The organism is Pseudomonas sp. UM16 (assembly GCF_050312595.1).
In the GTDB taxonomy this organism is placed as follows: domain Bacteria; phylum Pseudomonadota; class Gammaproteobacteria; order Pseudomonadales; family Pseudomonadaceae; genus Aquipseudomonas.
The window spans coordinates 185,608-197,517 of the sequence record NZ_JBNPJT010000006.1 but is presented as its reverse complement, the minus strand read 5'-3'; the positions used below and the strand labels follow the sequence as shown (position 1 = coordinate 197,517).

Annotated in this window: 7 protein-coding genes; 1 reads left to right on the top strand and 6 read right to left on the bottom strand. The window is 60.1% G+C overall.

Annotated elements, in window-relative coordinates; translation table 11 throughout:
* Positions 1 to 2 precede the first annotated feature (2 nt).
* Positions 3 to 923 (bottom strand): LysR family transcriptional regulator, encoded by a 921-nt coding sequence (locus ACQRAX_RS09225; protein ID WP_412039983.1) that lies wholly within the window; start codon positions 921 to 923, stop codon positions 3 to 5.
* A gap of 152 nt (positions 924 to 1,075) precedes the next feature.
* Here ACQRAX_RS09225 and ACQRAX_RS09220 point away from each other — a divergent pair, with 152 nt between their 5' ends.
* Entirely contained in the window at positions 1,076 to 2,302 is a 1,227-nt protein-coding gene (locus ACQRAX_RS09220; protein ID WP_412040135.1) for an MFS transporter, read from the top strand.
* A gap of 83 nt (positions 2,303 to 2,385) precedes the next feature.
* Here the strand turns inward: ACQRAX_RS09220 and ACQRAX_RS09215 are convergent, their stop codons facing one another.
* The 5 genes from ACQRAX_RS09215 to ACQRAX_RS09195 form a co-directional block, all read right to left on the bottom strand.
* Positions 2,386 to 2,733 (bottom strand): YgiW/YdeI family stress tolerance OB fold protein, encoded by a 348-nt coding sequence (locus ACQRAX_RS09215; RefSeq protein WP_412039984.1) that lies wholly within the window; start codon positions 2,731 to 2,733, stop codon positions 2,386 to 2,388.
* Positions 2,734 to 2,844: 111 nt separating this feature from the next.
* Positions 2,845 to 3,909, bottom strand: coding sequence for a uroporphyrinogen decarboxylase (hemE, locus tag ACQRAX_RS09210; RefSeq protein ID WP_412039985.1), 1,065 nt, complete (start codon positions 3,907 to 3,909; stop codon positions 2,845 to 2,847).
* 145 nt (positions 3,910 to 4,054) lie between these two features.
* Positions 4,055 to 5,473 carry an FAD-dependent oxidoreductase gene (locus ACQRAX_RS09205; protein WP_412039986.1) on the bottom strand — a complete coding sequence of 473 codons (1,419 nt, stop codon included), beginning with the start codon at positions 5,471 to 5,473 and terminating at the stop codon, positions 4,055 to 4,057.
* A gap of 33 nt (positions 5,474 to 5,506) precedes the next feature.
* Complete coding sequence (gene gltB, locus ACQRAX_RS09200; RefSeq protein WP_412039987.1) at positions 5,507 to 9,952, bottom strand: glutamate synthase large subunit; 4,446 nt, start codon at positions 9,950 to 9,952, stop codon at positions 5,507 to 5,509.
* 362 nt (positions 9,953 to 10,314) lie between these two features.
* Complete coding sequence (locus ACQRAX_RS09195; protein WP_412039988.1) at positions 10,315 to 11,901, bottom strand: SPOR domain-containing protein; 1,587 nt, start codon at positions 11,899 to 11,901, stop codon at positions 10,315 to 10,317.
* Between the last annotated feature and the right edge of the window lie 9 nt (positions 11,902 to 11,910).

Genomic DNA, 11,910 nt, shown 5'->3' with positions numbered 1-11,910 from the left:
GTTTAGCCAGCACCATCCGGCTCTTCGTTACGACCTGCCTGTTTGGCACACAGCAACGCAGCAAAGGCATTGGCCATCGGCGATGACGATTCACGCCGCTGTACCAGCCACACCGCGGTGTCTGCCCCCTCATCCAGCAGCGGGCGGTAGACCACGCCATCGATCCGCATACGCTGGAACGATGCTGGTAACACCGACACCCCCAACCCTGCCGAAACCAGACCGATGATGGTCATCGCCTCGCTGGCTTCCTGGGCAAAGTGTGGGCTGAAGCCAGCTTGGCGAGCCAGGCTGAGTAATTGTGCGAACAAACCACTGCCGTAACTACGAGGGAAGAACACAAAAGGTTCATCTGCCAACGCTGCCAGGCGTAGCCCGCCTTCGCTGCCTTCAGCCAATGGATGTGTGGCGTTGATCACCGCAACCAGCGGTTCGCGGAACAATTGCGTCGCGATCAGGCTATCGGGCAGGGTCAAGGGTCGCATCAGACCGACTTCAATGCTTTCATCGAGCAACGCATCAGCCACTGCCTGGCTGCTCATCTCGCTGAGATTCAGGTGAACGGCCGGAAACCGCTGGCGAAAGGCGTAGATAGCCTTAGGGATACTGGAATTGAACGGCGCCGAGGAAGTGAAGCCGATTTTCATCTCACCCAGTTCACCCAACTGGGCACGACGAGCGACATCGGCCGCCTTGTCGACTTGAGCCAGTACCAGCCGTGCCTCTTCAAGAAACAGCCGCCCCGCCTCACTGAGCTCGACCCGACGATTGGTACGCTCGAACAGACGCACACCCAACTCTTGTTCAAGCGCCTGGATCTGCTGACTCAACGGCGGCTGGGAGATCCCCAGATTCTGCGCCGCCCGGCCAAAATGCAGTTCTTGGGCGACAGCAATGAAGTAGCGCAAATGACGCAATTCCATTGAACACTCCAATAGGTCGTAAAACCTCTTAAACAGGTCGAACAATATATTGGAAATGATCATTAGCCAGCTATATGCTTTTTTCACTGCCTGCCAGGTTGTGACGCCCGAGGTCACCCGTGAAAACTGCTGTTGCGCCCCACGCCCACGAAATCCCCACTTTCCCAGTCGACGACCGCATCGCTGTTGCTGAACGCTGGATCGAGAAAGGCACACCAGCCTTTCTGCGCACTGTACTGGCACTGTTCTGCGGCGGCTTTGCCACCTTTGCCCTGCTCTACTGCGTACAGCCGATGATGCCAATGCTGTCGCAAGAGTTTGCCATCAGCGCGGCGCAAAGCAGTCTGATTCTCTCGGTGTCGACCGGTATGCTGGCTGTCGGGTTGCTGATCACCGGGCCCATCTCCGACCGCATCGGGCGCAAACCTGTGATGGTCTTTGCCTTGTTCTGCGCGGCGTTGTGCACCCTCGTCAGCGCACTGATGCCAAGCTGGCAGGGCGTGCTGCTGACCCGTGCGCTGCTGGGTTTGTCGCTGAGTGGCCTGGCAGCAGTGGCGATGACCTATCTGAGCGAAGAGATTCACCCGCAGCACATCGGCCTGGCCATGGGTTTGTATATCGGTGGCAACGCCATTGGCGGAATGAGCGGCCGATTGATCACCGGAGTACTGATCGACTTCGTCAGTTGGCACACGGCGTTACTGGTGATCGGTAGCCTGGCGCTGATCGCCGCCGTGGTGTTCTGGAAGATCCTGCCCGAGTCACGTAACTTCCGTCCGCGCTCTCTGCACCCACGCAGCCTGCTGGAAGGCTTCACCCTGCACTTTCGCGATGCCGGATTGCCGTGGTTGTTCCTCGAAGCCTTCCTGCTGATGGGGGCCTTCGTCACCCTGTTCAACTACATCGGTTATCGCCTGCTGGCCGAGCCCTACCATATGAGCCAGGCCTTGGTTGGCTTGCTCTCGGTGGTGTACTTGTCGGGTATCTACAGTTCGGCACAGATTGGCGCCCTGGCTGACACGCTGGGACGCCGCAAAGTGTTCTGGGGCACCATCGTGTTGATGTTCGGGGGCTTGCTGATGACCTTGTTCAGCCCCTTGCTGCTGGTGATCGTCGGCATGCTGGTGTTCACCTTCGGCTTCTTTGGCGCGCACTCAGTAGCCAGCAGCTGGATCGGGCGGCGGGCGACCAAGGCCAAGGGCCAGGCGTCGTCGTTGTACCTGTTCAGTTATTACGCGGGGTCGAGTGTAGCCGGGACGGCCGGTGGGGTGTTTTGGCATCTCGCCGGTTGGAACGGAATCGGGCTGTTCATTGGCAGCTTGCTGGTAGTGGCCCTGCTCGTGGCGTTGCACCTGAGCAAGTTGCCGGTTAAGGCCTGAACAGCGGGGCCACTGTACGGCCCATCGCCAACAAGGCCGACGCCTACAGGAGAAGCCGGCCTTGCTGGCGATGGGCCCTTGGATCAGTTGATCACTTCAACCAGATCGACATCCACTTCACGGCTCATCAGGTGCTTCTCGACTTCACCGGTCAGCTTGACCTTGGTTTTCTCGTTGAACGGTACTGCCGGCATGTCTTCGTTGTCGATTTCGACGGTGATGGTGCCGGTGTTGTCCTTGAACTCGTATTTGTCATCGTTGTTCACTTTCTTGACCACATAACCCTGCAGCACAACTGGAGTGTCGTCAGCGGCATCATTGGCGGCGGCAACCGTGGTCACTGGCTGGGCGCCAGGGCCGGTGTAGCCGGCAGCCAGGGTAGCGGTGCTGAACAGCGGGGCAAGCAGCAGAGCGAGGTAGCGAGCTTTCATGGTTCGGATCCTGTTTGGGTTTCGATGGATACAGATTACCCAGACAGGCTGAACTGAACCTTAAATAGCAAAACGCCCGGCATAAGCCGGGCGTTTTGTTGGCAACAACAATTATTGGTGGTACTTCGCCGACAATTCATGCACAGCATTGATGAACGCACCGGCATGTTCCGGATCGACTTCCGGAGTTATACCATGGCCGAGGTTGAATACATGGCCGCTGCCATTGCCGTAGCTGGCCAGAATGCGCCCGACTTCGGCACGGATGGCTTCAGGCTTGGCGTACAACACGGTCGGGTCCATGTTGCCCTGCAGCGCAACCTTGTTGCCGACACGCTGACGCGCTTCGCCAATGTCACAGGTCCAGTCCAGGCCCAGGGCGTCAGCGCCAGCATCGGCGATGCTTTCCAGCCACAGGCCGCCGTTCTTGGTGAACAGAATCACCGGTACTTTGCGACCTTCATGTTCGCGGATCAGACCGCTGACGATCTTGCGCATGTAGGCCAGGGAGAACTCCTGGTAAGCCGCCGCCGACAGGTTGCCACCCCAGGTGTCGAAGATCTGCACCGCTTGTGCGCCCGCGAGGATCTGACCATTGAGGTAGCTGACGACCGACTGCGCGAGTTTGTCGAGCAGCAGGTGCATGGCCTGTGGGTTGTCGTAGAGCATGGCCTTGGTTTTGCGGAAATCTTTCGACGAGCCGCCTTCAACCATGTAGGTCGCTAAGGTCCAAGGGCTGCCGGAGAAGCCGATCAGCGGTACGCGGCCATTGAGTTCACGACGAATGGTGCTGACCGCGTCCATCACATAGCCCAGGTCCTTCTGCGGATCAGGGATCGGCAGCGCCTCGATATCGGCCAGGGTGCTGATGACCTTCTTGAACCGCGGACCTTCGCCGGTCTCGAAGTACAGGCCCTGACCCATAGCATCAGGAATGGTCAGAATGTCGGAGAACAGGATCGCGGCGTCCAGCGGGTAGCGGTCCAGCGGCTGCAGGGTCACTTCGCAAGCGAACTGCGGGTTCATGCACAGGCTCATGAAGTCACCCGCCTTGGCGCGGCTGGCGCGGTACTCCGGCAGATAGCGGCCGGCCTGGCGCATCATCCACACTGGGGTAACGTCTACGGGTTGCTTGAGCAGGGCGCGCAGAAAACGATCGTTCTTCAAGGCAGTCATGTCGGCATCCGGAAAAAAAGTGCGGGCATTTTCTCAGACACCAACGGAAAAGGCACGGTAAGTACCGTGCCTTTTGTCTATCGACCTGCGGTAGGTCAATAGATTTTGTTGAAAGCATCGCCGACAGGGCGGCGATGAAGGCCGATCAGACCTCCAGATAATCCAGAATGCCTTCAGCCGCATTACGCCCTTCAAAGATCGCCGTCACCACCAGGTCAGAACCGCGGACCATGTCGCCACCGGCGAAGATCTTCGGGTTGCTGGTCTGGTGCTTGAAGGTGTTCTTCTCCGGCGCCACGACGCGGCCCTGGCTGTCGGTCTGGATGCTGAACTGCTCGAACCATGGCGCCGGGCTTGGGCGGAAACCGAAGGCGATGACCACGGCATCAGCCGGAATGATCTCTTCAGAACCCGGAATCGGCTCAGGGCTACGACGGCCACGGGCATCCGGTTCGCCAAGACGAGTCTCGACTACCTTCACGCCTTCAACCTTGTCTTCACCGACAATCGCGATCGGTTGGCGGTTATAGAGGAACTTCACACCTTCTTCCTTGGCGTTCTTCACCTCTTTGCGCGAGCCCGGCATGTTCGCTTCGTCACGACGATAGGCACAGGTCACCGCCTTCGCGCCCTGGCGGATGGAGGTGCGGTTGCAGTCCATCGCCGTGTCGCCGCCGCCAAGCACCACGACCTTCTTGCCCTTCATGTCGACGAAATCATCCGGCGACTTTTCAAAGCCCAGGTTGCGGTTGACGTTGGCCACCAGAAAATCCAGGGCATCGTGCACGCCCGGCAGGTCTTCACCGGGGAAGCCGCCCTTCATGTAAGTGTAGGTACCCATGCCCATGAACACTGCATCGTACTCTTCGAGCAGTTGTTCCATGCTGATGTCCTTGCCCACCTCAGTGTTGAGGCGGAACTCGATCCCCATACCGGTGAAGACTTCGCGACGATTGCTCAGCACGGTCTTTTCCAGCTTGAACTCAGGGATACCGAAGGTCAGCAGGCCGCCGATTTCCGGGTTGCGGTCGAACACCACCGGGGTCACACCGCCACGTACCAGCACATCGGCACACCCCAGACCGGCCGGGCCCGCGCCGATAATGGCAACCCGTTTGCCGGTCGGTTTGACCTTGGACATGTCCGGGCGCCATCCCATGGCGAAGGCGGTGTCAGTGATGTACTTCTCCACCGAACCGATAGTCACCGCACCAAAACCGTCGTTGAGGGTGCAAGCACCCTCGCACAGGCGATCCTGTGGGCACACACGGCCGCAGACTTCCGGCAGGGTGTTGGTCTGGTGCGATAGCTCCGCCGCAGCAAGGATGTTGCCTTCGGAAACCAGCTTCAACCAGTTGGGGATGAAGTTGTGCACCGGGCACTTCCACTCGCAGTACGGGTTACCACAGCCCAGGCAGCGGTGGGCCTGCTCGGCCGACTGCTGGGGTTTGAAGGGTTCGTAGATTTCCACGAACTCTTTTTTGCGTTGACGCAACAGTTTCTTCTTCGGATCCTTGCGCCCGACCTCGATGAACTGGAAGTCATTACTCAGACGTTCAGCCATGTTCAAAACCTCATCAAACTCTTCAGGCGCATATCACTGCGGGTTGGCACGGGTGCTGGACAACAGGTTCTTCAGGTTTGCCGCCTTCGGCTTGACCAGCCAGAAGCGACGCACGTAGTCGTCCAGGTTTTCCCAGAGCTCACGGCCCCATTCGCTACCGGTTTCTTCAACGTACTCGCCCAGAACGCGCGACAGGTGGCTACGGTACGCCTCCATCGCTTCGCCGCTGATGCGCTGGATTTCCACCAGCTCATGGTTGAGCTTGTCGACGAAGCTGTTGTCCATGTCCAGCACGTAGGCGAAACCGCCGGTCATGCCTGAGCCGAAGTTGTAACCGGTCTTACCCAGTACGCAGACAAAGCCACCGGTCATGTATTCACAGCAGTGATCGCCAGTGCCCTCGACAATCGCGTGGGCACCGGAGTTACGTACAGCAAAGCGCTCGCCCGCAGTACCCGCGGCGAACAGCTTGCCGCCAGTGGCGCCGTACAAGCAGGTGTTGCCGACAATGGCGCTGTGCTGGGTAGCAAACGGGCTGCCCGCAGGCGGCACGATGACCAGCTTGCCACCGGTCATGCCTTTGCCGACGTAGTCGTTGGCATCACCTTCGAGGTACATGTTCAGGCCACCGGCGTTCCACACGCCGAAGCTCTGGCCAGCGGTACCCTTGAAGCGGAAGGTGATTGGTGCCTTGGCCATGCCCTGGTTGCCGTGCAAGCGAGCGATTTCACCGGAAATCCGTGCGCCGATGGAACGGTCGCAGTTGCAGATATCCAGCTCGAACTCGGCACCGGACAGGTCGCGAATGGCTGGCAGCGCCATGTCGACCATCTTCTCGGCCAGCACGCCCTTATCGAACGGCGGGTTGCGGTCAACTTCACAGAACTGCGGCTTGTCGGCCGGCACGTGCGGGCTGCCCAGCAGCGGGCTGAGGTCGAGGTGCTTTTGCTTCTCGGTTTCGCCGGGGAGCATTTCCAGCAGATCAGTGCGCCCGATCAGCTCGCCGAGGCTACGTACACCGAGCTTGGCCAGCCATTCACGGGTCTCTTCAGCAACGTAGGTGAAGAAGTTCACCACCATGTCGACGGTGCCGATGTAGTGGTCCTTGCGCAGCTTGTCGTTCTGCGTGGCAACACCGGTGGCGCAGTTGTTCAGGTGGCAGATACGCAGGTATTTGCAACCCAGAGCAATCATCGGGGCGGTGCCGAAGCCGAAGCTTTCGGCGCCGAGGATGGCTGCCTTGATCACGTCCAGGCCGGTTTTCAGGCCACCGTCGGTCTGCACCCGCACCTTACCGCGCAGGTCGTTGCCGCGCAGGGTCTGGTGGGTTTCAGCCAGGCCCAGTTCCCACGGTGCACCGGCGTACTTGATCGAAGTCAGCGGCGAGGCGCCAGTACCACCGTCGTAGCCGGAGATGGTGATCAGGTCAGCGTAGGCCTTGGCCACACCGGCGGCGATGGTGCCGACGCCCGCTTCCGCTACCAGCTTGACCGAGACCAGCGCCTGCGGGTTGACTTGCTTGAGGTCATAAATCAGCTGCGACAGGTCCTCGATCGAATAGATGTCGTGGTGCGGTGGTGGCGAGATCAGGGTTACACCCGGCACGGCATAACGCAGCTTGGCGATCAGGCCGTTGACCTTGCCGCCAGGCAGCTGGCCGCCCTCACCCGGCTTGGCGCCTTGGGCAACCTTGATCTGCAACACTTCAGCGTTGACCAGGTATTCCGGGGTGACCCCGAAACGACCGGTGGCCACTTGTTTGATTTTGGAGCTACGAATAGTGCCGTAGCGCGCCGGGTCTTCGCCACCCTCACCGGAGTTGGAGCGCGCACCCAGGCGGTTCATCGCCTCGGCCAGGGCTTCATGCGCTTCGGGAGACAGCGCACCCAGGGAGATACCCGCAGAGTCGAAGCGCTTGAGGATGGCGTCCAGCGGCTCGACTTCTTCGAGCGCCAGCGGCTGCTCGGCGACTTTGACCTTGAGCAGGTCGCGGATCATCGAGACCGGGCGGGTATCGACCAGCGCGGTGTATTCCTTGAATTTGGCGTAGTCGCCCTGCTGCACAGCGGCCTGCAGGGTGTTAACTACATCCGGGTTGTAGGCGTGGTATTCACCGCCATGCACGAACTTCAGCAAGCCGCCCTGCTGGATCGGCTTGCGCGGGCTCCAGGCTTCGGCGGCGAGCAGCTTCTGCTCGCTCTCGATGTCGACAAAACGCGCGCCCTTGAGGCGGCTGGCGACGCCACGGAAGCTCAGTCCAACCACTTCCTCGGACAGGCCGACCGCTTCGAACAGTTGCGCACCACGGTAGGAACCGACGGTCGAGATGCCCATCTTCGAGAGGATCTTGAGCAAACCCTTGGAGATGCCTTTACGGTAGTACTTGAACACCTCGTCGAGATCGCCCAGCACTTCACCGGTACGGATCAGGTCAGCCAGCACTTCGTAGGCCAGGTACGGGTAGACCGCCGAGGCACCAAAACCGATCAGCACCGCATAGTGGTGCGGGTCGCGGGCCGTGGCTGTCTCTACCAGGATGTTGCTGTCGCAACGCAGGCCCAGCTCGGTCAGGCGGTGATGCACTGCGCCCACGGCCAGGGAGGCGTGCGCAGGCAGTTTGCCAGGGGCAATGTGACGGTCGCTCAGCACCAATTGGGTCTTGCCACTACGCACAGCTTCTTCAGCCTGGTCGGCGATGTTGCGCACGGCCGCTTCCAGGCCAATGCTTTGCTCATAGTTGAGGTCGATCACCTGGCGCTCAAAGCCCGGGCGGTCGAGGTTCATCAACGAGCGCCACTTGGCTGGAGAGATCACTGGCGAGCTGAGAATCACCCGCGAGGCATGCTCAGGGGACTCCTGGAAAATGTTGCGCTCGGCACCCAGGCAGATCTCCAGCGACATCACGATCGCTTCGCGCAGCGGGTCGATCGGCGGGTTGGTGACCTGCGCGAATTGCTGGCGGAAGTAGTCGTAAGTGGAGCGTACGCGCTGCGACAGGATCGCCATCGGCGTGTCATCACCCATCGAGCCCACAGCTTCCTGGCCTTGCTCGCCCAGCGGGCGCAGCACCTGGTCACGCTCTTCGAAGGTGACCTGGAACATCTTCATGTATTGCTTGAGCTGGTCGCTGTCGTAGCTGGCCACACCTTGATCGTCGCTCAGGTCAGCCTGGATACGCAGGGCGTTCTGGCGCAACCAGCGCTTGTACGGGTGGCGCGACTTGAGGCGGTTGTCGATGGCATCGGTATCGAGGATCTGACCGGTTTCGGTGTCCACGGCAAAGATCTGACCCGGACCTACCCGACCCTTGGCGATAACATCTTCAGGCTTGTAGTCCCACACGCCGATTTCCGACGCCAGGGTGATATAGCCGTTCTTGGTGGTGACCCAGCGCGCTGGACGCAGACCGTTACGGTCAAGCAGGCAGACCGCGTGACGACCCTCGGTCAATACCACGCCAGCCGGGCCGTCCCACGCTTCCATGTGCATGGAGTTGTATTCGTAGAAGGCACGCAGGTCGGCGTCCATGGTCTCGACGTTCTGCCACGCTGGCGGAATGATCATGCGCACGCCGCGGAACAGGTCGATGCCACCGGTGACCATCAGCTCAAGCATGTTGTCCATGCTCGAGGAGTCGGAACCTACACGGTTGACCAGTGGGCCGAGCTCTTCCAGGTCTGGAATCAGGTCGTTGGCGAACTTGGTGCGACGGGCCTGGGCCCAGTTGCGGTTACCGGTAATGGTGTTGATTTCGCCGTTGTGGGCGAGGAAGCGGAAAGGCTGTGCCAGCGGCCATTTCGGCAGGGTATTGGTGGAGAAACGCTGGTGGAATACGCAAATGGCGGTCTGCAGGCGCTCATCACCGAGGTCCGGATAGAAGGCGACGAGGTCCGCCGGCATCATCAGGCCTTTATAGATGATGGTCTTGTGCGAAAAGCTGCAGATGTAGTGGTCGGTGTCGGCGGCGTTGGCCACGGACGAGCGACGACGGGCGCTGAACAGCTTGATGGCGAATTCCTGATCGCTCAGGCCTGCACCGCCAACGAACACCTGCTCGATCTGTGGCAGGCGCTCCAGGGCCAGACGGCCGAGGACGCTGGTATCGATCGGGACCTTGCGCCAGCCCACCAGTTGCAGGCCAGCCGCGAGGATCTCGCGGTTCATGTTTTCGCGTGCAGCTTCAGCTTTGGCGTTGTCCTGATTGAAGAACACCATGCCGACCGCGTACTGCTTGTCCAGCTCGCAGCCGAATTGCTCAAGGGCAACGGCGCGCAGGAACTGATCAGGTTTTTGCATCAACAGGCCACAACCGTCACCGGTCTTGCCGTCCGCGTTGATGCCGCCGCGGTGGGTCATGCAAGTCAACGCCTGCATGGCTGTTTGCAGAAGGTGGTGGCTGGGTTCGCCCGTCATATGGGCGATCAGGCCGAAACCACAGTTATCCTTGAATTCTTCGGGATGGTACAGACCTGTTTTCATAGACACTTTCTCACCAGGTTCGCCTCTCACCAAGGCAAATCTCTTTTTAGTACAACCACTTACCATCCACGCCGAACGAATGCCAGCTTTGCGGGGGCAATAGGGGAGCCATTGTTGCACAGCGACAGGGAAGCCCACAAATTTACGACGAAAAATCGTAAATCCATGTCGCATTTTTGAATGTTTTTAAGCGTGCGCCGTGGTACGGCATGGCTTGAGTCTGAAGCGTTTCAGCCTGGACTGCAAGATGGGCTTGTGGCCGGCAGTCTGGGACAGAAAAGCCTGCCGCGCAGTACGCAGCAGGCTTGACCGTAAATCAGGAGTCGCTCAGCAGGTGGCGGGGGTAGTGCCACCCAGCTCTTTCAGCGGGTCGCGGCCAGTTCTTGTTGGACGCTGGCGACGGTACGTGGCCAAGGTTTACCAGCCTGGACCTTGGCTGGCAAGGCTTTGATTGCAGCTACCGCTGCATCACGGTTGGCGAAGCTGCCGTAAGTGATCACGTACAGCGGCTTGCCCTGCAAGGTTTTCTTGAAGTAGCGATAGTCGCCACCCTGGGCTTTGACGAACGCCTGGGCAGACGCTTCGGAGCTGGTGCCGAGGATTTGCACGACATAGTTGCCCGGTTTTTGCCCGGCGTACCAGCTACCGCCTGCAGCAGGCTTGGCAGCGGGTTTTTCGGCAGGCTTTGGCGCAGGCTTGGCCGTTGCAACCTGAGTAGGTGCAGGCTTGGCCACAGGCGCAACCGGCTTACTGACAGCAGGTGCAACCGGCTGCGCAACCGGTGCCACAGGCTGCGCTGGGGTAGGTGCAGGGCCAGCAGCAACACCAGCAGGCGGGGCAATGGTGGTAACAGTAGGCGGCTGCAGCGCGGTGTCACCAGCCGGGCCACCCTCCTCACCCTCACCCATGCCCGCTGCTTCGGCCAGCGGCCCACGCATAACTGGCTGCGACTGGCCTACCAGCGGCAACGGCATAGGCTGTGAGTTGCCCGCAAATTCAATGGCTGGACCACCGTTATTCGACTGCGCATCACCTGGCTGGCCTTGACCCAACGGCAACTGCGCTTGCTCTGCAGGCGCGCTAGGCGCTTGGTCGCCTTTCTTCGGCATCAGCACGGCCGCGGCTACAGCGACGATAACGACAGCAGACAACGCCAGCACATGTTTCTTAGGCATATTGAACCCCATTGATGGTCGCTTGGCCGTGGTGCGGCTAGCAATCATGGCTTCGATCAAGGTATCGCGGGCAACCTGGTTGATTGCACCAGGCCAGCCATCCGAGTTTTCGTGAATATCGACAATCTGTTCACTGGTGAACACCTCAATACCGCGCCCGGCACCTTCCAGGCGCTGCTCGAGGTATTCCCGGGTTTCTTCTTCGCTGTAGGGCGCAAGCTCGATGACGTGGAAACGCTCCAGGTCAGCACTGAGCTCTTCCAGCCCAGCGATCAGTGACGGCTCGCCGAACAGGAAGACGTGCGGACGCCCTTCCGGTGTACCCGCCGCCAGCTCCAGCAAGGCTTGGAGTGCTGACTCGTCGAGTTGTTCCGCATCGTCCACCAACAGATAGACTTCTTGCCCAGTCAGTGCCAATTGCACGACCTGAGCCAGCAACTCGGGGACGTCCGGCTGAGCCACACCCAAGGCTTGGGCCACCTGGCCGAGGACACTAGCGGCATCGCTGGCACCACGGGCGGAAACCACGATGCTTTGCACCGATTGTTTGTTAGTACTGGCCACCAGGGCCTGGCGCAGCAAGGTCTTGCCGCTGCCCTGCGGACCGGTCACCACCAGCAGCAGCTGGCTATAACGCGCCAGATGGTGCAGTTGACCAAGCACTGGCTTGCGTTGGGCCGGGAAGAATTTGAAACCAGGCACCCGTGCAGCGAAGGGGTCATGGTTCAACTGGTAATGGCCGAGAAAGGCCTCGTCGGCGTGCAGACTAGTCATCGAACTCCC

Coding starts and splice junctions, on each gene's coding strand:
- ACQRAX_RS09205 (WP_412039986.1), bottom strand. CDS start 5,473: ATGGCTGAACGTCTGAGTAATGACTTCCAGTTCATCGAGGTCGGGCGC.
- ACQRAX_RS09215 (WP_412039984.1), bottom strand. CDS start 2,733: ATGAAAGCTCGCTACCTCGCTCTGCTGCTTGCCCCGCTGTTCAGCACC.
- ACQRAX_RS09195 (WP_412039988.1), bottom strand. CDS start 11,901: ATGACTAGTCTGCACGCCGACGAGGCCTTTCTCGGCCATTACCAGTTG.
- hemE (WP_412039985.1), bottom strand. CDS start 3,909: ATGACTGCCTTGAAGAACGATCGTTTTCTGCGCGCCCTGCTCAAGCAA.
- ACQRAX_RS09225 (WP_412039983.1), bottom strand. CDS start 923: ATGGAATTGCGTCATTTGCGCTACTTCATTGCTGTCGCCCAAGAACTG.
- gltB (WP_412039987.1), bottom strand. CDS start 9,952: ATGAAAACAGGTCTGTACCATCCCGAAGAATTCAAGGATAACTGTGGT.